At 66.9% G+C, this 20,031-nt stretch carries 14 protein-coding genes, 3 tRNA genes and 1 pseudogene; 17 read left to right on the forward strand and 1 reads right to left on the reverse strand.

Annotation, left to right across the window (positions count from 1 at the left end; translation table 11 throughout):
• The first annotated feature begins 12 nt into the window (after window positions 1-12).
• Complete coding sequence (locus CWT12_RS00965; RefSeq protein ID WP_161923338.1) at window positions 13-1,026, forward strand: HAD family hydrolase; 1,014 nt, start codon at window positions 13-15, stop codon at window positions 1,024-1,026.
• Complete coding sequence (locus CWT12_RS00970; protein WP_161923339.1) at window positions 1,023-2,669, forward strand: ABC transporter substrate-binding protein; 1,647 nt, start codon at window positions 1,023-1,025, stop codon at window positions 2,667-2,669. Before CWT12_RS00965 ends, CWT12_RS00970 begins: the two co-directional genes overlap by 4 nt.
• A gap of 32 nt (window positions 2,670-2,701) precedes the next feature.
• Here the strand turns inward: CWT12_RS00970 and CWT12_RS00975 are convergent, their stop codons facing one another.
• The gene (locus CWT12_RS00975; protein WP_161923340.1) at window positions 2,702-3,250 is read right to left on the reverse strand and encodes a nitroreductase family protein; all 549 of its coding nucleotides are present in this window, start codon (window positions 3,248-3,250) and stop codon (window positions 2,702-2,704) included.
• A 293-nt stretch (window positions 3,251-3,543) separates the two neighbouring features.
• Here CWT12_RS00975 and CWT12_RS00980 point away from each other — a divergent pair, with 293 nt between their 5' ends.
• The 15 genes and pseudogenes from CWT12_RS00980 (at window position 3,544) to CWT12_RS01055 (ending at window position 19,997) form a co-directional block, all read left to right on the forward strand.
• Window positions 3,544-4,035, forward strand: coding sequence for a MerR family transcriptional regulator (locus CWT12_RS00980; protein ID WP_161923341.1), 492 nt, complete (start codon window positions 3,544-3,546; stop codon window positions 4,033-4,035).
• A gap of 342 nt (window positions 4,036-4,377) precedes the next feature.
• Window positions 4,378-5,268: an IS5 family transposase gene (locus CWT12_RS00985; protein WP_202616233.1), complete on the forward strand. Its 891-nt coding sequence runs from the start codon at window positions 4,378-4,380 to the stop codon at window positions 5,266-5,268.
• A gap of 238 nt (window positions 5,269-5,506) precedes the next feature.
• Window positions 5,507-5,968, forward strand: coding sequence for a hypothetical protein (locus tag CWT12_RS00990; protein WP_161923342.1), 462 nt, complete (start codon window positions 5,507-5,509; stop codon window positions 5,966-5,968).
• Between the two features lie 302 nt (window positions 5,969-6,270).
• Window positions 6,271-8,240: pseudogene (locus CWT12_RS14600) on the forward strand (DUF6571 family protein).
• Window positions 8,241-8,301: 61 nt separating this feature from the next.
• The gene (locus tag CWT12_RS01005; RefSeq protein WP_161923345.1) at window positions 8,302-8,931 is read left to right on the forward strand and encodes a hypothetical protein; all 630 of its coding nucleotides are present in this window, start codon (window positions 8,302-8,304) and stop codon (window positions 8,929-8,931) included.
• A gap of 50 nt (window positions 8,932-8,981) precedes the next feature.
• Window positions 8,982-9,689, forward strand: coding sequence for a hypothetical protein (locus tag CWT12_RS01010; protein WP_161923346.1), 708 nt, complete (start codon window positions 8,982-8,984; stop codon window positions 9,687-9,689).
• A gap of 156 nt (window positions 9,690-9,845) precedes the next feature.
• Window positions 9,846-10,754, forward strand: coding sequence for a hypothetical protein (locus CWT12_RS13620; protein WP_237564233.1), 909 nt, complete (start codon window positions 9,846-9,848; stop codon window positions 10,752-10,754).
• A gap of 264 nt (window positions 10,755-11,018) precedes the next feature.
• Window positions 11,019-11,471, forward strand: coding sequence for a nitroreductase family protein (locus CWT12_RS01020; protein WP_272927770.1), 453 nt, complete (start codon window positions 11,019-11,021; stop codon window positions 11,469-11,471).
• Between the two features lie 94 nt (window positions 11,472-11,565).
• Window positions 11,566-12,924, forward strand: coding sequence for an AGE family epimerase/isomerase (locus CWT12_RS01025; protein ID WP_161923348.1), 1,359 nt, complete (start codon window positions 11,566-11,568; stop codon window positions 12,922-12,924).
• 128 nt (window positions 12,925-13,052) lie between these two features.
• Window positions 13,053-13,138, forward strand: a tRNA-Ser gene (locus CWT12_RS01030).
• A gap of 108 nt (window positions 13,139-13,246) precedes the next feature.
• Window positions 13,247-13,336: transfer RNA gene (locus tag CWT12_RS01035), tRNA-Ser, on the forward strand.
• A gap of 232 nt (window positions 13,337-13,568) precedes the next feature.
• Window positions 13,569-17,177 carry a S8 family serine peptidase gene (locus CWT12_RS14245; RefSeq protein ID WP_272927759.1) on the forward strand — a complete coding sequence of 1,203 codons (3,609 nt, stop codon included), beginning with the start codon at window positions 13,569-13,571 and terminating at the stop codon, window positions 17,175-17,177.
• Window positions 17,178-17,394: 217 nt separating this feature from the next.
• Window positions 17,395-17,467 (forward strand) — tRNA-Arg (locus tag CWT12_RS01045).
• Between the two features lie 198 nt (window positions 17,468-17,665).
• Window positions 17,666-18,397, forward strand: a complete 732-nt coding sequence (gene aqpZ / locus CWT12_RS01050) for an aquaporin Z (protein WP_161923349.1) — start codon at window positions 17,666-17,668, stop codon at window positions 18,395-18,397.
• Between the two features lie 154 nt (window positions 18,398-18,551).
• Complete coding sequence (locus CWT12_RS01055) at window positions 18,552-19,997, forward strand: GuaB1 family IMP dehydrogenase-related protein (RefSeq protein WP_161923350.1); 1,446 nt, start codon at window positions 18,552-18,554, stop codon at window positions 19,995-19,997.
• Window positions 19,998-20,031 lie beyond the last annotated feature (34 nt).

A 20,031-nucleotide genomic window follows, 5' to 3' on the forward strand; every position in this document is an offset into this window, starting at 1 on the left:
GCTGGTCATCTAATGCCGACCCGGAACGACGACGGCGCCCCCCTGATCGGCTCGGCCGCCTGGAACTCCCAGACGGTTGGCGTATACGGGCCCGGATACGACCGCCCACTGTCTCACGACGACTACCACGCGCTCGTGCGCGCCCGCATGGCCGACCTGGACCGCCTGGAGTCCGACGGCGCGGGTCCGGGCGGTCGGGCCCACCTGTTCCCTGATGAGCGGCTGGTGGTGGCCCTGGATGTGGACGGCACCATCCTGGACCTGGACGGCCGCGTCTCCGAGCGTGTTATGGCTTCGATCTCCCGTATGCGCCACTACGGCGTGCAGGTGGTCATCGCCACCGGGCGCGGCATCACCGCCGCCCTGCCGGTGGCCCGCCGGATCGGGCTGACCGACGGGTGGATGGTGTGCGCCAACGGAGCCATAACGCTGCGGATGAACCCGGCCGCCCCGGGTGGCTACGAGGTCGTGGACTCGCGCACCTTCAACCCGGCAAATGCTATTGACGCGCTGCTGGAGGCGGTCCCGGACGGGATCATCGCGGTGGAGGAGCTGGGCGCCGGCTTCCGCGTCTCGCGGCCCTTCCCCGACGGGGAGCTGATTGAGAAGCAGACGGTGGTTCCCCTGGAGGAGCTGCGCCGAGGGGAGGTCACCCGCGTGGTGCTGCGGGCCCCGGGCATGCCGGTGGACGAGTTCAGCGCCGTCGTAGGGCGGGCCGCCCTGCACTCGGTGGAGTACGCGATCGGCTGGACCGCGTGGCTCGACGTCGCCCCGCAGGGCATTACGAAGGCCTCCGCCCTTCAGGCGCTTGTGACCCGGCTAGGCACCGACTCCGGCCACGCCATCGCTGTGGGCGACGGCACCAACGACGTCGAGATGCTGCGGTGGGCGGGCGTCGGGGCCGTAATGGGCTCGGCGCCGCAGTGGGTTAAGGAGCAAGGGGACATCGTTACCGATACGGTATGGCACGATGGTTGCGCGGCCGTGTTGGACGCAATCGTTGAGAGGACTCGGAGGAGCTCATGAGATCGTCGCGGACCGCCCTGCACCGCACCGCCGCCCACCGCACCGCCGCCCACCTCGCCCCCGCAGCGGCGGCGCTGCTGCTGCTCACAGGCGGCCTGACCGCCTGCTCCACGGGCCACGACGTCGATCCCACCGCGTCCTCCACGGACCCCTGTGCGGCGCTGGCCGGCTACGGTACCTTCCCCGACGGCACCACGGTCACCATCGCCACCGCCTTCACCGGTACGGAGGCGGAGCGCTTCGATGCATCCCTGGAGCAGTTCGAGGAGTGCACCGGCATCGACGTGGTCCAGAACGGCTCGGACGATCTGGAGGCGGTGCTGCGGCAGACGCTGGAGGAGCCGGGAGCCGGTGACGATCCGGAGGCGGACCCGGCCGACGCAACGGGTGCGGAGCAGCCGCCGACCGGCACCCTCCTGCCGGATCTGGCGGTGGTTCCCCAACCCGGATTGGTGAGTGATCTGGCCCGTGCCGATGCGCTCGTTGGTATGCCGGACTCGGTTGGTGCGAATGTGGAGCTGGGCTGGGACCGTTCCTGGATGGAGGCGGGATCGGTTGACGGCGTTCTGTACGCCGCCCCGCTCATGGCGTCGGTCAAGTCCTTCGTCTGGTACTCGCCGGTCGCCTTCGCGCAGGCCGGCTACGAGGTGCCTACGACCTGGGATGAGCTGGTTGCGCTCACCGCGCGGATTGCTGCCGACAATGCCGCCGACGGCGATAGCACGTCCGCGGACGGAGACGGCGAGAAGGCCGAGGACGCGCAAGACAGCAGTGCTGAGGAGAGAGGTACCGACGCCGTCTTCACCCCCTGGTGCCTGGGCGCTTCCGACGGCGACTCTACCGGCTGGGTAGTGAGTGATTGGCTGGAGGATGCGCTGCTGGCGACCGGTGGAGTCGGCGCCTATGACGCCTGGGCGGGCCACGCCGTCGCCCTGGATGATGCCTCCGCGGTGGGTGCCCTGGACGCGGTGGGCGACCTGCTCCTGGCCGACGGGCATGTTCCCGGTGGCGGCGTGCAGGCAGTGAATACCACGGTGGAGGAGGCCGGCGCACAGCTGCTGGATGGGTCCTGCTACATGCTGCACGCCTCCTCCGGGTATGAGAACCTGCTGCCCGAGGGGGCCGAGGTCGTCGCCGTCGGTGGTGCCGCGGGCTCAGGTACCGCCGCGACCCAGGCCACGGCCACACCGACGTACGCGGTGACGGGTGGGGTTGTCTCCGCGTTCCTCGTCCCGGGGGTGGCTGACGACGACGCCGGCGCCCCGGTGATCGTAGGCGGCGACTTCCTGGTGCAGCTGTCCGCGGGGGCATCCGCCGCAGGGGAAGGTGCCGGCGGGGCCGATGCCGTTGCGGCGGTAATGACCTACCTGTCCAGCGCCGAGTGGGCGCAGGCACGGGTTGACCTCGGTGGTGTGGCCACCGCCAACCGGAGCGTGGACGCCTCACGGATGCGCTCCGACGTCGCCAGGCGCGCCACTGTGCTGCTGCAGTCGCGTCAGTCCGTGATCCGCTTCGACGCCTCCGACTCGATGCCGTCGGGAGTGGGCACGGACGCTTTGTGGGGAGCTCTGACCCAGTGGACCCGCGGCGAACTGGACTCCAAGGAGGCGCTTGCCCAGGCCGAGGCCGCCTGGCCCGAGTGAGCGGCACCTGGGTGGCGAAGTCAGACGGAGGTCTAGAACCCCTCGTAATGCACGTCGTCCCAGGGCAGGTCGGAGTCGGTGTAGGCAGGCTTAAGCTCGCCCTTCTCTCCGATAGCCACGAGGTTCAGCACCGTGTAGCCGGACGGCACCCCCAACAGCTCGCGGATCTCCTTGTCGGAGGTGTCGTGACGCCCTGTCCTGTTCCGGATCTGTACCCAGCATGCGCCCAGTCCGTACTGTTCTGCGGCAAGCAGTATGTAGGCCGAGGCGATGGCGCCGTCTTCGATCCAGAATTCGGCTTGGCGTGTGTCGGCTGTCTTGACCATCGTCACGATCACGGCGGCCGCGCCCTCCACTTGAGAGCCGCCCAGTGTCTTGCAGGCACCGACTTGCCGAATCATGTCCGGATCCCTCACAACGATGAACTCCACCGCGTCGTGCCCGAAGGAACTCGGTGCCGTCAGGGCCACGCGCATGATTTCTCGGATCACCTCGTCGGCGACGGGCTCGCCGCGGTAGCGTCGTATAGACCTGCGCCGACGGGTGAGTTCGAATAAGTCGTTATCCAAAGTGTCCTCCATAGTGGGTATCGTGTATTTGTGTGTACTGGGTCGGCTGCAGGAGTGGTGTCGCTTAACGCTTCTACCTGGACGGCGGTGAAATTGTTCGCGTTGAAGTAGTTGCCCGCCTGTTCGCCGAGACGCGCTCGGTCACCATCTCGTCGGTGACCCCGTCCTTGATCCGTGCGATGAAGATCTGCCTGTCATGCTGCTCCTTTAGGTGTTGCCGGGCTTGGTGCCCGGCGTCACAAGGGCAGGTGTACACTTGAGACCATGGTCTAAGGCAAGGTCTTGGGGCGGATCGGAGGTGCTTCATGCCGGACGGCAAGACATACACGGTGAAGGATGTGGCTGAACGGACGGGCGTGCCTGAGACCACTCTGCGGTATTACGGAAGGCGCGGTCTGCTCGACTTCGTGGCACGTAATTCAGCGGGCGTGCGCATTTTCACGGAGAACGATTTTGAGGCCCTGTTCATCATCCATACTCTAAAGGAGACTGGCATGTCCCTCGCCAGCATTAAACATTTCATGGATCTATATTTTGAGGGCGATTCGACAATAGCGGAGCGGCGTCGAATGTATGAGGATCAGCGTCATAAGACGCGCATGAAAATTGCTGCGCTGGAGAGTGCGATCGAGATCCTGGAATATAAGTGCTGGTACATGCAGGAGGCTGAGCGGCGTGGTGATGCCTGGTGGTTCAGGCGTCTGTCGGAGCGGGACGTTCCCCAACGAGTTCGCGATTTCTATGCAAAGGTGGGCGGCTACGCCCACGAATCCGCGAAGGGATGCGCGTATATGTAATTCGGTAGCCAGTGGCCGTCGCGACCCGGGCTGACGGTTCTTAGTTTAGATGCGGGCAGCGGCCGGGGTTTCCGGCTGCGTTAGCGAGCAGGCGCTGCCTCCATCAAGCCCGCTGCAGTTCACTGCCTCGGCCGCCTTGCGCGACACCGCGCAACGGTCAGCAGGTGTGACAAGCTCGCCCCGCTACCAGGTGGCCATCGACGTCGTAAGCGTCGACCACTGTATTAGGGCGTGTTGTGTAAGTCGGGGTGGTGTCGGCGTGGTGTGCGGAACAAGGTGAGGCCTTCGGGGTATCACGGGTGGTGTGAAAACAGACCATGACACCTCGAAGGGCCTCGACCGTTGAGTATAGACGCCTACACCCGTCATGACCTGACCGACGCCCAGTGGGGGCTGCTTGAGCCCCTGCTGCCGCGTGAGTCGGGAAGGGGACGGCCCCGGGTGTATCCGTTGTGGGACATGATCAGCGCCATACGGTGGAGAACCCGGGTCGGAGCGCCCTGGCGCGACATACCACCCCACTACGGTCCCTGGTGGTGGGCCTATGCCCTGTACCGCGCCTGGCAACTGGCCAGGATATGGGAGCGCACCGAGGCCGCCCTGGTCGCCCAGGCCGACGCCGAAGGCAAGATCGACTGGCGAGTATCAGTGGACTCCACCACCTGCCGGGCGCACGTGCATGCCGCTGGGGCCCGCAAGGACAGCCCCCAGCAGGTGGACGGGGAGCCCGAGGACCACGCCCTGGGAGTCTCCCGGGGCGGGTGGTCCTCCAAGGTCCCCGCCGCCGTCGACGCCGCCTGCGGCATGCTGGCCGGGGTGCTGCCCGCCGGGCAGGCAGCCGATGCGTCGCTGATGATCCCCGTCCTAGACAAGATATGTGTCCAGCGTCCTGCCGGTGGGCGGCCCCGCACGCGCCCGCAGATGGTGCTGGCCGACAGGGCCTACTCCTCACGCGCGAACCGGGACTGGCTGCGCGCCCACCACATCAAGGCCACCATCCCCATCAAGGCAGACCAGGCCGAAAACCGCCGCGCCAAGGGATCCCGAGGCGGGCGCCCGCCTTCGACCCGGCCGCCTACAAGGACCGCAACGCTGTGGAGCAGTGCTTCGGCCAGCTCAAGCAGAACCGGGCCATGGCCACCAGGTACGACAAACTCGCCGTCCGCTACCAAGCCACCACCCACATCGCCAGCATCGACCACTAGCTCAAACGACTTACATAACACGCCCTAAGCCGCCCGCACGTGACGAACCCGCTGCTCCGGGTAGGGGTTTAGGCCCTGGGTGGGTGGCTGTGTGCCGGGTGGCAAGGCGGCGCTGGTGGTCGCACCTCGCAGCAGGTGTAAAGGTGTGGTAACGTCGCGGTGTCGTACACGTCCTTGCGTGCTGCTCGCCTCTGTTGGCCGGCGGTGCATGGGGGTGGACTTGCTGTATTGTCCGGGCCCTGTCCCGGGGGAGGGAGTGTCTGGTTATGTCTTTGCCTGTCGACTCTGGCGATAATTCGTTGTTGGGCTTTGGATTGTTGGGTGACTCGTCATGGAATCCTAATTTGCCCGACAGCTCGGGCATGGTGGAGAACTTGAAAAAGCAGGCGATTGAGAAGGTCAGGAGTCGGGCGGATTCGGCGCGGGGCGTGCTGGCTGTGAATCCGTCCACGTCGCCGTTGGCTGGGGCTATGCGTGCGGGTGGCGGGGCTATGTCCTTTCCGTCGTCGCAGGTGTCGCCTGCGGTTGGATTGAGCGCGTTCAGCGGTGGATTGTCCGAGGTGTGGTCCTCGCCCCTGGCCGATGACTTCGGTACTGATATTGATACGAGTGTTTCCGCGGTACGCGATGCTGTGGATGATATCTACGAGAAGGCCAATAACGCCTGGTGGGGCCAGGATGATCGGGTTCCCAAGGGTAGCGATGAGGGCAGTTCCAAGTGGAGGTGACCTGTTGCTCCTTGGCGGGGCTCGGATCGGATCAGGCAATAGCGAATGATTAGGGATTAGTGACTGTGACTTATGTGAGTATGGATGCAGACGGCGTGCAGGGTTTCATTGATGCCTTGCAGTCCTGGGTGGATGACGCCGAGGTTGAGCGGTCTGACCTGTATAACCTCAGTAGTAGCTGGGAAGAGGAGCCGGTGGAGGGGGTTGAGGAAAAACTCTCTGTCACTACTCCCTACGCGCTGGGATACACCCGGGCAGGGTCTGGGGACGCCTTTGCGGCGTTTGGTGGCAGGCCGGCGAGTATGGCCGATGCGTTAGGGTCTCTCCAGCAGCTTGTTAATGATCTGCAGACCCGCCTGGATGAGGCGATCGCCATGAACGACAGTGGCATCACTTTTGGCTCTACCGACGGCAGGGTCTGCTACTACCTGCCCGATGGTGTTGAGGACACCACTGCGAACGTCAAGGCCTACAACAGCGGTTCGCTGGGTGACGGCGCCAAGGACGCGGAAGCGCTGCAGCAGGCGATGGGCAGTAAGGACGGTACTGCGGAGGACGGGCGCACCGTCGAGGAGATCCTTGATGAGATGGCTGAGCATCAGGATGTGCCGACCTACGGGGCTGCCGTCGTTCAGGCTTTCGGTGGTGTGGACGGGTACCTCGACAACCTGTTGGAGTTGCAGTGGGACTACAACTCTGTGGACAAGGATGGCGTCCTGCACGTGGACCGGGATGGCCTGGATGAGGCGGTGGACGTGTTGGGGCGGGTGCTGGCGTCGGCAACGCGGTCGGGCAAGGTGCCCGAGGGTTATGACTCCTGGTCGGATGCGATGTATCAGGCGGTAACGGTCAAGGGGCACCGGGGGCGGATGTCGGCGCTGAACGCCCTGATGGCCGTGGATGGGGCGGTGTATGACACAGACACGCTGGTTGATCTGGCCGACCGGATGGAGGACCTGCCCTTCGATGGATCGGCGGCCAGTGCCACCCCGGACTCCTTGCAAGGTTGGTATGACGACGATTACGGGGTGCTTTATGACGAGGGCAAGGCGCTGCGCGATTACTCGATGGATCCCTTGTATGGGGTGACGATGGCCATGGGTAACAATCCTGAGGCTGCCTTCAAGTACCTCAACCCGGATGGGCAGATGAGTGGCGGGCAGTGGGTGCCTGGGAGCAGTCCGAGAAGCGGTGGGAGTTGTTGACGGGGCGGGAGTGGGACAGTGAGGTCGGCCTGGATGGGTTTACCGCCGTCATGGCGGGTAACTCGGCCATGCGTGGCAGCGAGGATGCGGACACCGCCGCCGCGGCCACCTGGGCCGTGGCCAGGTCCATGGAGTTCGCCGTCGACCAGGTGCCCTTCGCGAACTACACCGAGACCATGAAGGAGAACCTGTCCGTCGTGGTGGCCAACACCGCCAAGGAAGGCGTGAACATTGCATCGAGCGGTTCCACTAAGGGACTGGGACTGTACAGCGGTGATGGCAGCAAGACCGATGATGATGCCAAGAGCCTGTATACCACGCTGATTTACCGGGTCATCGATAATGAGAATGCCGCCGCCACCATCACCTCCGCCTTCACCAGTGCCGCCATGGCCGACTACCCCAATGCTGATGATGTGAACCATCTAAGGGCTAAATACCGGACAGTTGGGAATGTGTATGGGTATCTCAACGCGATCGGTAGTGAGCGTCTGACCGACCTTAAGGCGGCCTCGACGGCCGAGCAGAAGGCCGTCAAGGACGCCATGGGCACCATATTTGGCGTGACGACCACCGTCTTGGGTGCTGGTATTGCCGGCCGTGGGGCGAAGCTGGCCTGGGATGTGGGCAAGACCGTGACCAAGCCGATAATGCTCGACCAGCTCGCCCCCGACGACCTGCCCGACGTCGACGGCCCAGTCACGCCCGAATCGACTCGCAGGACGTTGCAGGCCCAGGCCTACGTCGAGGCGGTCAACCAGGGGCTGATAACCGATCCGGAAGCCTTTAGCCCCGATTACCTCCAGGACAGTTCTGGCCAGCCGTACTCCTGGTACGCCACCGATCCCGACGGCACCACCACCTTCAGCCTTGACAACCCGCCAACCAGCGAACAGAAGGACGGTGTCCACGACTGGGCCAATGCCGTTGGTCCCGAACACGACCCCGAAGACGTACTCGGAGAGGCAGATACTGCCATAAATACGGGTATTGGCGAAGGGCGGAGCCTGATCGAGGGTGACAATAAGGAAGGTGAGGACCGTGCAATCACGATCAAGAAGAGCTAGGCAGCCGGGCCGCAGTGCGCGGAGCCTCGTCCGGTGGTGGGGCGGTCTGGCCGTTGTGGCCTTGTGTCTGGTTACGTCCCTGGCGGCGTGTGGTCTTATTGATGGTTCGGATGATCCGACTCGTGCACCGAGCACTCCGCTGGCGGATGAGACTATCTGTGGTGTCTTCCCCAACCAGGACCTCCAGAATACTCTCGGCTTCGACACCTACTGGTACCAGTACAGCACTGGCCCCATAACGAATGTGAAGACCGGCCAGTCCGGAGACCGCTACGAGTGCTATATGCGATCTAACAGTGCCCCCTTCGGGATTCTTGACGTCGGCTACTATATCGGCAGTCAAGTGCTGCCCAGTGCGCAGCCTGCGGTGGAGTTTGACGATATTCCTGTCGAGTACCCCGACACCGCCCGGGAGGTGGCTTTTGAGGGTGTGGAGGGTGAGGGCTGGGTGTGGACCTTTGATGTCAGTATTTATGTGGCCTGGCGGTACGACGACACCCAGGTGCTGCTGGCTCGCCTGACTTATTGGGGTCCGGATGAGGACCTGGATGAGCAGGTGGACAGGCTCCATTCCGTCCTCGAGCCTGCCCTGGCGCGCATCCCCGAACTGGCCTCCGCAACCCCCACCCGCGTCACTGTTCCCTCCCCTACGCCTGAGGCCGAGGATACGGCCACTGGCGCCGATGGCTGACCCTTACCCCCGTACCTATCGCCCTGCGCTGCTAAGGAGAACCGCTCAGCATGCAACCCTCAATCCGCGTACCACGTCTCCGTCCGTACCGTCCGGCCGCCGTCGTGGTGGCGCTGCTGCTGGCTTGTGCGCCTCTGGTGGCGTGCTCGTCGGAGCCTGATGACAGTCCCTTGAGTATTCCTACCTATGATCCGGAGGCTGCGGCGTCTGCGGAGGCGTCGGAGTCCGCGGCCGCCGCTGAGGCGTCCGCGTCGGCTGCTGCTTCCGCGGAGGCCGCTGGCGTGGTGACAGCCGAGTCGCTGTCCACCGACCGCTACCAGGTCACCTCCATCCCCGAGGACCTGGACGAGCTGCAGACCGAGGTACTCAAGGCCTTCATCAACTACGACCAGGCCACGTGGGATGTGTGGTTCACAGGTGCAGGGATCGAAGACACCGAGTCCTTGCTGACCCCTGAAGAGTACGAGAACTTCGTTAACAATTTCAATGCGGCGCAGGATGAAACCACAGATGGTATGGTAAGGGTGGCTGTTTTCTCCGTGTCAATTAGTTCGATCTACGCCTCTGAGCCTAAAGCCGAGGTACTGATATGCGATGATCAGTCTCGCGTAGTTTCATATGATTCTGCTGGCAATGATATCAGTGACCCTAAGACGCAGCAGGGGCGCTACAAGAAGGCAATAACGATGATCTATCGCGATGGTGCATGGATAAAGTCCGGCGGAGAGGCACTGTCCGCCAACGAGTGCGTGGTGTGAGTGATGAATGCCAAGAACAACTTCCGGTTTGTTGCCTCTGTTGCGGTTCTCCTAACCGCAGCCATAATTACGACTTGTCCGGCATCTGCTGACACTGGTAAGGCGACGGATGTTGGTTCGTCGTCTGGTTCGGTTGTGCAGGGTGGGGATGGTTCGGTGACGATTAGTGTCACGGCGACCTCCACGTCGGCCGCCGCTGACGGCTCGGGCGGCAGCCATGGTGGTGGGGTGGTGTCGTGGTCGCAGTCGGTGACCGCGAGCGTGCATCCGGTGTGCTGGTATGAGCGCAGTGGTACCGGGGCGGAGCGGGTGGAGTGGATCGAGTCGGGGAAGGCCGTTGAGTACCTGCGCTTCATCCATGGCGGCTCCTTGGACGAGTACAAGACTCACTTCCCCGACTACGAGTCCTATGCGGACGATACCGAGGGCCATTGGTATGTCCCGACCTGCTTGGAGCAGTACATGGCTGAGGACGATGACCGCGACTTTGCTGAGATTGAAGATGCCTACATGGCCGAGCATGATCCGGTGTATGTGCCCGCGGGCCAGGCTGCCCCGGAGCCGGTGATCGACGGGGCGGCTCTGGCTCAGGCTGCGTGGGATGCGGTGACGATCCCGACCGCCACGATCGGCTACAACCCCATGGTCGGGGACATACAGGCCACGATCGTGGGCTGGGATACCTGGGTGTGGGCCACCGGCGACACCCCCAGGGAAGTGACCGTGACGGCTACAGCGGGTGCCACCACCGCCACAATCACGGCGACGGCTTCGATGCTGACTTTGCAGCCCAAGGACGGCACTGCCAAGTGCACCGGGTTCGGGATCCCGTGGAGTGAGGACAACGACTCCAGGGGTACGGACTGCATGATCGTCTTCAACCGCTCCAGCGCCCACTTCAAGGACAGCACCACCCCCGTGGATGTCAAAGTGTCCTATGCGATCAGCTACACCGCCAGCGACGGGGCTTCGGGCTCGATGGACACCCACACCACCTCCACAACCACCAGCATCCCGGTAGCGGAGATCCAGGCCATCAACACCAGACCAACCACCGAGCCATGAGTGGCCCTCGCTGCCGCCGGCGCCCTGAGCTGGCAGGCGTCGTCCGGGTGCTTAGGTGGTTGCCCGTGAGTAGGGGACTCGGAATAATCGCCGTGACGGCTCAGTTACCACAGGTATGAGCAGTCATGACGCCGCTGTATCTGACGAAGCCCTCCTCGCAGCGCTCTTCACCGATGCCCACACGGCCCGCTCCTTCCGCGACGAGCCGGCGCCGATAGAGCAGGTGCGGCGCGCCTATGACAACGCGCGCTGGGCCCCACGGCCCTGAACTCCCAGCCCATGCGTCTAGATCTGCTCGCCTCGCCCGAGGCGCGCCAGCGCCTCGCTCCGCTGATGGCCGGAATGAACCAGGAACCGGTGCTCAACGCGCCGCTGGCCCTGATCGTCTCCGCCGACCTTGCCCTGGACAAGTCCATGCGCGAGCTCGGTACCTCCGAGCAGATGCTCGCGCGCCTGGCCGGTTCCCTGGAGATGCGTAAGAGCCTGGCTCGCGACTCCGCACTGATCCAGCTCGGCTACCTGGTTCTCGCCCTGCGCGCCGAGGGCCTCGACGTCGGCGTCATGACCGGCGCGGACCTGGCCGGCGTAGACGCCGAGTTCCACGCCGACCGCCCCTGGCAGGCCATCGCCGTCGTCTGCGTCGGGCACGGCGACGCCGACGCCTTCCACCCCCGCGCCGGCCGCCACGAGTTCGACGCCGTCTCCCAGGTGCTCTGAGGCCAGCGGACCGCCTACAGGCCGCCACCCTGCTAACGTTCAGGGTGGCCCGGAGCCAGCAGGCCCGGCCACGACAACGGGTCGAGGAGGACTCATGGGACTGGGATGGTTCGGCGCCCCCGAGCACAACCGCTGGCTTGCCGAGGAGACGCACGCGCTACTGCGTTACGCGCGGGCGGCCAAGGTGCCCGCCGGCTTCGGCTGGATCGGGGACGACGGCGCAGTCGACACCAGCCACCCAGTCGAGCTGTGGATCACCGGCCGCATGACCTTCGCCTTCTCCCTGGGCGCCCTGCTGGGTATCCCCGGCTGCCGCCGCTATGCCGACCACGGAGTGCGCGCCCTCAGCAAGGTGATGCGGGACCATGAGCACGGCGGCTGGTACTCCGCGGTCCGCCACGATCTCGACGCCGACGGCCACGGCGTCCCGGTAGACGCGGATGCCCGCAAGGAGTGCTACCAGCACGCCTTTGTACTGCTGGCCGCCGCGGCTGCGACGGCCGCAAACCGGCCTGGCGCGCACGAACTGCTGCGCGACGCCATGGAGGTACAGAACCGCTACTGGTGGGATGACAGCTACGGGATGCCCACCGAGTCCTACGCCGCCGACTTCACCGCTCCCGAGGACTACCGCGGCATCAATGCCGCCATGCACACCGCGGAGGCATACCTGGCTACCGCGGACGTCACCGGAGACATCACCTGGCTGACCCGTGCCGTCCAGATCATCGACTACGCCGTCAACGTCCAGGCCCGCTCCCACGACTGGCGCATACCCGAGCACTACGACACCAGGTGGAAGCCCCGCCTGGATTACAACCGCGATGCGCCGGCCCACCCCTTCCGGCCCTACGGGGTCACCCCCGGCCACGGGCTGGAGTGGTCGCGCCTGACCGTGCAGGCTCGCGCCGCCCTGGTGGCCCGGTCCCTGCCCACGCCAGACTGGATGCTGGATGCGGCCGAGCAGCTCTTCGATCAGGCCCGCACCGACGGCTGGCGGGTGGACGGAGGCCCCGGCTTCGTCTACACCACAGACTTCGACGGGCGCCCGATTGTGCACGAGCGCATGCACTGGGTGATCTGTGAGGGCGTGTCCGCTGCCGCCGCCATCCGCCAGGCCCTGCTCGACGACGGCCGCGGCGAGATCGACGTCGAGCACTACGAGCACTGCTACCGCTCCTGGATCGACTACGCCGAGGAATACTTAATCAGGGCGCCCGGCGTGTGGACCCACGAGCTGAATCAGGCCAACGAGCCGTCCACCCGCACGTGGGATGGGCACCCGGACATCTACCACGCCCTCCAGATGACACTGGCCGCCCGCGTGCCCGTGTGGCCCACCGTGGGGCAGGCGCTGAGCGAAGGGCGCCTGGACCAGCCCTCCCGTCCCGCGCGTGCGGTTGAGTCGGCGCGAGGCCAGTCGCGGCGGCGGGGCCTGTTCGGTAGAGGATGATCGACGCCGTGAGAGGAGGCACTCGCCCGCCGAGTGTCATCCTCCTGCGCTCCTGGTGCTAACATGCAACCTGTCCGCGGGCGCGTGTGCCTAGGTGCATGTGCTTAGGCGCGTGTGATTCGCGGGCTGGAGAGGTGACAGAGCGGCCGAATGTGGCGGTCTTGAAAACCGCTGTGCGCCTAGCGCACCGGGGGTTCGAATCCCTCCCTCTCCGCTACGGGCGGTGACGAGCCGTCGTCGGCGATGCCTCGCAGGGCAATCGCGGCCGGTCGTTGCCTCACCCCGTGCGCTGGGGTAGGCTCATCGGGCCGATCCGGCAACTGGAGATGTCGCATAGTGGCCTAGTGCGCCTTCCTGCTAAGAAGGTTGGGGATAAAACCCCTCGGGAGTTCGAATCTCCCCATCTCCGCCACACGTTGGAATCCCAACGAAAAGTCCCTGGATTCCGCCTACTCGCGGGAGTGTTCCGGGCGGCATGCGCCGCCTGCGGCCAGTGGGTGCCGACGGCAAGGTGACATGATCCACACGCCGCTTCCCCGCCAAGCTCTTCACCCACAGGGTCTCGGCTGGATAACGTGGGATACGGAGCTTGCTGCTCTGGTTCCGAAAACGCGTTTGCGCTCCCTACCTCAGGAAGAAGAACAGTGCGCCACCGCCCGCGATCCAAACACCCTGAACACCGCACCCGCCGCCCGCTGACTGTGGCGGCTGCCGCCCTGGCGGCAGTGGCCCTACTCGCCCCGGCAGCAGCCGCCCCCACCGCGGACGGCTCCCTTGCCGCCAGCCCCGCAGTCCCCACGATTCCCGACCCGGGCTCCGCCGGCACCAAGATCACTCGTGACATCACCCTGCCGGACGGGACCGATGCCGAAGCCATCGAGAACCGCTGGTTCGTCGAGCTGGCCTCGCCGGCCGTCGCCGCCGGGGGAGACGCAGCGGCCGTAGCCGCCGAGCAGGACCAGCTGGCCGCGGCCATCCGCGACGCGGGTATTGATGCCGCAGTCACCACCGCATACGGAGAACTGTGGAACGGAGTCGCCCTCACCATTGACGACGCCGACATCGACTCCCTGGCCCAGCTGGACGAGGTGGTCTCTATTCAGCCCGTGGTCCGCATCCCGGAGCCTGCTGAGCAGTACACCGCCGACTCCCGCAGCCAGGCCGAGCAGGCTGAGGGGATGCTAACCCCCCAGATGACAACAGCCCTGGACCTGACCGGCGCCGACCTCACCCACACTGAGCTCGGCTACACCGGCGCGGGCGTCAAGATCGGCATCATCGACTCCGGCGTGGACTACGACCACACCGAGTTCGGTGGCACCGGCGCTCCCGGCGCCGAGGCCGCTGAGGGGGACGGCTCCACCAGCTTCCCCAACGCCAAGGTCACCGTCGGCTACGACTTCGTCGGTGACGCCTACGGCGACCCGACCACCGCGGCCAAGGACATGCAGGCCGCCTACAAGCCCGTACCGGACGCCTACCCCGACGACTGCTCCGGCCACGGCACCCACGTAGCGGGAATCGCCGCCGCCCGGGGGACGGCCGGCACCGCAGAGGTCACCGGCGTCGCCCCCGACGCGCAGATCGGCGCCTACCGGGTCTTCGGCTGCCAGGGCAGCTCCGACGCCGAGGTCATGGCTGCCGCGATGCAGCAGGCCGCAGCCGACGGCATGGACGTCATCAACCTGTCCGTCAGCGCCGACTACATGGTCGTCACCGACTACCCCATCACCGCCTCCGCGGAGGCGCTTGCCGCCCAGGGCGTCATCATCACCGCATCCCAGGGCAACGCCGGCGAGGCAGGCGTGTGGAGCCTGAGCGCCCCCGCCGCTGCCCCCCATGTGCTGGCCGCCGGCAGCGTAGACAACACCATCGCGCTCAGCCACTACCTGACCGCCTCCTCCGACTCCGCCGGCACCAGCCGGCAGTTCCTCTACGCAGTCGCCGAGGGCACATCCGCATCCCCCCAGCGCGACGATGACGTCCACTACCCGCTCGTCGCCTCCGGGGACCTGGCGGCAGACGGCGGTGACGAGGCCACCGACCCCTCCCTGCTGTGCCAAGCCGCAGAGGCTGAGGCCTTCGCCGGGAAGATCGTGCTGGTGCGCCGCGGCGGCTGTGACTTCTACACCAAGGCCGCCAACGCGCAGGCCGCCGGCGCCGTCGGCGTAGTGTTCGACAACTCCGCGCCCGGTCAGCTCGGCGTCAGCCTGACCAGCAGCGACGGCAGTGCCATCTCCATTCCCGCCGTCGCCATTGACCAGGCATCCGGGGACGCACTGCGCGCCGAGCTGCGTGACGACTCACAGCTCACCTTCGCCGAGGAGCCTGCGGAATTCAACATCTCCACCGGTGGCAAGGTGTCCGCCTTCTCCTCCTGGGGGCTGAACACCGACCTCGGCCTGAAGCCTGACGTCGTCACCCCAGGCGGCTACATCTGGTCCACCTGGCCGCTGGAGGACGGCGGCTACCGCTCCTCATCCGGCACCTCGATGGCCTCCCCCTACCTGGCCGGCGCGGTGGCCCTCATCCTGCAGGCGCACCCCGAGACCCGCCAGGCCTCCGGTACCGGACCCGTGGACGAGGTCGCCTGGCGGCTGCGCTCCACCGCCACCCCACTGGCCTGGTCTGGGGCCGACGACGCCGCCACGCTAGAGCCCGTCGCGCACCAGGGTGCCGGGCTGATCGACGTCGACGCCGCCATCCGGGCCACCACCGCCGTCAGCGCCTCCGTCCTCAATCTCGGTGAGTCCGAGCACTACCCCGACGGCAACACCCAGGAGGTCACCCTGACCAACCGGGCGGACACAGCCGTCACCTACGCCCTGTCACACACCGACGCCGTCACGGTCACCGGGCCCGCCTCCGCGCCTGAGCGGGGAACCAGTAGCCCGGCGACCGTCTCCACCGACGGCTCCACGATCACGGTGCCGGCCGCAGGCACGGCCACCGTGGCCGTCACGATCACCGCCCCCGCGGACGCCGCCGACGGCGACCTGTACGGTGGCTGGCTTGAGCTCACGCCCGAGGACGGCGCCCAGGGACAAGCCATCCGCATCCCCTACTCCGGGGTGGCCGGCAACCTCGCCGCCGCACAGGTCTTCGGTGACGCCACCGCGATCGTTGACCTGGACGGCAACGCGGTGAACACCGGCCGCTACGTGTTCGGCGACTCCACCCGTACCGCCGAGGGCGCGTACGAGGACCTCCCAGCCGTGCTTGTTGAGCCGCTGATCCCCTTCCGGGGCGCTGTTATGGAGGTCTCCCGGGTATACAACGACGGCACGGTCTCCTTCCTCGGCCCGGCCGACTACGACACCAGCTGGCGCGTGCGCGGGCGCAACATCGCCTTCGTCTGGTCCGGCGGCTACTACGACGCCGACGGCAGCTACCAGCAGGCCCCCACCGGCGACTACCAGCTGACCATCCGCGTGTGCCCGATCGGCGGAGACGGCACACAGGCCTCCGACTGGGCGGCCTGGACCTCCCCGGAGATCTCCATCGACTGGAAGACCGCCGACTACCTGCCCCAGTCCTCCCTGGCGGTAACCGCGCCCGATACGGCCGCTTCCGCCGTGGATGACAACATCTTCACCACCGCCACCGCCCAGGCCGCAGAATCCGGCTATGTGATCGACCTAGGCGATACCTACGACGTGACCAAGGTTCACTACACCCCCGACCAGGAGACAAGCGCCACCCACGCCACGAGCCTGGACGCGCAGGTGTCCCAGGACGGTGAGAACTGGGAACCGGTCGGCATGGTTGAGATCGACCCCACCCGCTGGGCCCCCGCGGTCCTGGAGCTCGACCAGGCGGTACGCGCGCGCTATGTGCGTGTGGACGTGGCCAACACCCGGTCGGGGGAGGAGAACGGCGTTAGTGTCGCCGAGCTGCGCGTCGCCGGCAACAAGTCCCCGGCGGCGCCGGGCGCCGCTTCCAGCACAGGCCCCGGTGCCGGCACGGGGGCGGATCCGAGTGGAACCCACTCCGGGGCGGTCGCCCCGACGGGTGGGGCCGCTGCGCCGTCGTCATCGGGGGCGGGAGCACAACCGTCGGCGAGCGCGCCGAGCAGTCCCGCTGAAACGCAGGCAGCTCACCAGGGGAGTGGTGCGGGGCAGGCAGCGGCGGCAGGGATCGGTAGCCAGTCGCTGGCCCGTACGGGCGCGTATACCGCCTTCGGCCTGGTGGCCCTGGCCCTGGTGCTGGTCGGCTCCGCCATGCTGTGGCTGCGCCGTCACTACCGGCTCTGAAATTCCCGTGAGGTGACCGGTTGATCCGCGCCCGCCTTGGCCGGGGAGGTACCACCCTCCCCGGCCAAGGCGACGGAAGCAGTGCGGTCCCGCTCCCGCCGGAGGCGCGTCCCGGACGTGAACCGGGCGCGGATCACAGCTGTGCCAAGACTCACGGCCCGTCGATTTGTGAGGCGCCGGTTCGCCGGGTAATGTTCCGGACTGTCCGAACCGGATTGCGCCAGTAGCTCAATGGATAGAGCATCTGACTACGGATCAGAAGGTTGGGGGTTCGAGTCCCTTCTGGCGCACTGACGCCCCGTCATCGGCTGAATAGTCGGTGTTGCGGGGCGTTTTCCATGCCCCCAACGGGCATGAGGCGCCGCCCCGGCGGGCTGCCAGGCAGCACACCGCGAGCGGGAGCGCCGTCGGGAAGCCGCCCTAGCAAGGCTCACGCCCGGCTCCCGACCCAGTTACCTGATTCACTTTCACAACTACGAAAGGCCCTCATGGCACCCCTGTCCAAGCGCCTCGGCGCCGAGTTCATCGGCACCTTCTGGCTCGTCTTCGCCGGCTGCGGTTCCGCAGTACTCGCCGCCACCGCCATCACTGACAGCAACTTCCCCGTAGGCATCGGCTACCTCGGCGTGGCCCTGGCCTTCGGCCTGGCCGTGACCACCATGGCCTACGCCGTCGGCGCCATCTCCGGCGGCCACTTCAACCCCGCCGTCACCCTCGGCCTGGCCGTCGCCGGCCGCTTCGCCTGGAAGGACCTGCTGCCCTACTGGTGCATCCAGGTGGTGGGCGGCCTGGTGGGCGGCGGCGTCCTGTACGCCATCGCCTCCGGCTCCAGCAGCTTCGACGTGGCCGCCAACGGCTTCGCGGCCAACGGCTACGGCGACCACTCCCCGCACGGCTACGGCCTGGCCGCCGGCTTCATCTGCGAGCTGGTCATGACCGCGATCTTCCTGATCGTCATCCTCGGCTCCACCGACTCCCGCGCCCCCAAGGGCTTCGCCCCGCTGGCCATCGGCGCCACCCTGACCCTCATCCTGCTGGTCTCCATCCCGGTCACCAACGCCTCCGTCAACCCGGCCCGCTCCATCGCCGTCGCCTTCGAGGCCGGCAACGGCGCCCCCGGGCAGCTGTGGCTGTTCATCGTCGCCCCGCTCCTGGGCGCAGCCATCGCCGGCTTCTGCTACGCCTTCCTGGTAGGTAAGGACCCCGAGCAGGACGCCTGACCGTACCCGCGAGCCGGCCACCCCGGCCCGCGCGCAACGGCCCCTCATCCCCGGCTACTCGTAGCGAGACGGGCATGAGGGGCCGTTCGCTCCCCCGGGCCTGCCGCAGAAATCCCGGGACCGCCGACGGTCCGGGCCGCCTTAGAATCCTTCAGTGAAGTTCCTCAACGGCATGCAGCCCACCTTCGACCTGACGTACGACGACGTATTCATGGTCCCCTCCCGCTCCGCCGTGGGATCACGCACGGGCGTGGACCTGACCACCGACGACGCCACCGGCACCACCATCCCGCTGGTGGTATCCAACATGACCGCCGTCGCCGGCAAGCGCATGGCGGAGACCGTCGCCCGCCGCGGCGGCATCGCCATCATCCCCCAGGACATCCCGCTCGACGTCGTCACCGACACCGTCGCCCAGGTAAAGGCCTCCCACCTCGTCTACGACACCCCGGTGACGGTCAAGCCACACCACACCTGCGGCTACGCCCTGGGCCTGATCCCCAAGCGCGCCCACGGGGCCGCCGTCGTCGTCGACCCGGGTACCAGCGCCCCCATCGGCATGGTGGACATGCGCGACGTGAGCGGCGTGGACCGCTTCACCCAGGTGCGGCGGGTGATGAGCACCGAGCTCGTGACCCTGCCGGAGGGGATCGACCCGCGCGAGGCCTTTGACCGGCTCAAGGCTGCCCGCCGCGCCCTGGCGCCGGTGGTAGGGGCCGACGGTGGCCTAGTGGGCCTGCTCACCCGCTCCGGGGCCGTGCGCTCCACCATCTACCGGCCCGCCGTCGATGCCGCCGGCCGCCTGCGCGTGGGTGCCGCCATCGGCATGAACGGGGACCCCTCCCGCCGCGCGGCCGAACTCGTGGCGGCCGGGGTGGACGTGATCGTCGTCGACACCGCCCACGGCCACCAGGACCGCATGGTGGAGGTGGTGCGGGCCGTGCGCGCCGCCCTGCCCGACGGCTTCCCGATCGTTGCCGGCAACGTGGTCACCGCCGCCGGGGTGCGCGACCTGGTCGACGCCGGCGCCTCCATCGTCAAGGTGGGGGTGGGACCGGGCGCCATGTGCACCACCCGCATGCAGACCGGCGTGGGCCGCCCCCAGTTCTCCGCCGTACTGGAGTGCAGCCGGGAGGCGGTGCGGCTCGGCGCGCACGTGTGGGCCGACGGTGGGGTGCGTCACCCGCGCGACGTCGCCCTGGCGCTCGCGGCCGGCGCCTCCAACGTGATGATCGGCTCCTGGTTCGCCGGGACCCACGAGTCCCCGGGCGACCTGCAGTACGACGCCGACGGCCGCGCCTACAAGGAGAGCTTCGGCATGGCCTCGGCACGGGCGGTGGCGGACCGCACCGAGGGGGAGGACGCCTTCGACCGCGCCCGCAAGGGCTTGTTCGAGGAGGGCATCAGCGCCGGCCGCATGTACCTGGACCCCGAGCGCCCCGGCGTGGAGGACCTGATCGACTCGATCGTTGCGGGCGTGCGCAGCTCCATCACCTACGCCGGCGCCGCCTCCATTCCGGAGTTCCGCGAGCGGGCGATCGTCGGCATCCAGTCGGCCTCCGGCTACCGCGAGGGCGCCCCGGTGCCGGTCAGCTGGTAGCCCTCCCGGCCAGCTCTCACGCCCCTCCCCGCCG

Origin of the sequence: Actinomyces sp. 432 (assembly GCF_009930875.1) — a bacterium.
Lineage (GTDB): Bacteria > Actinomycetota > Actinomycetes > Actinomycetales > Actinomycetaceae > Actinomyces.

Coding starts and splice junctions, on each gene's coding strand:
- CWT12_RS00965 (WP_161923338.1), top strand. CDS start 13: ATGCCGACCCGGAACGACGACGGCGCCCCCCTGATCGGCTCGGCCGCC.
- CWT12_RS00970 (WP_161923339.1), top strand. CDS start 1,023: ATGAGATCGTCGCGGACCGCCCTGCACCGCACCGCCGCCCACCGCACC.
- CWT12_RS00975 (WP_161923340.1), bottom strand. CDS start 3,250: ATGGAGGACACTTTGGATAACGACTTATTCGAACTCACCCGTCGGCGC.
- CWT12_RS00980 (WP_161923341.1), top strand. CDS start 3,544: ATGCCGGACGGCAAGACATACACGGTGAAGGATGTGGCTGAACGGACG.
- CWT12_RS00990 (WP_161923342.1), top strand. CDS start 5,507: ATGTCTTTGCCTGTCGACTCTGGCGATAATTCGTTGTTGGGCTTTGGA.
- CWT12_RS01010 (WP_161923346.1), top strand. CDS start 8,982: ATGCAACCCTCAATCCGCGTACCACGTCTCCGTCCGTACCGTCCGGCC.
- CWT12_RS01025 (WP_161923348.1), top strand. CDS start 11,566: ATGGGACTGGGATGGTTCGGCGCCCCCGAGCACAACCGCTGGCTTGCC.
- aqpZ (WP_161923349.1), top strand. CDS start 17,666: ATGGCACCCCTGTCCAAGCGCCTCGGCGCCGAGTTCATCGGCACCTTC.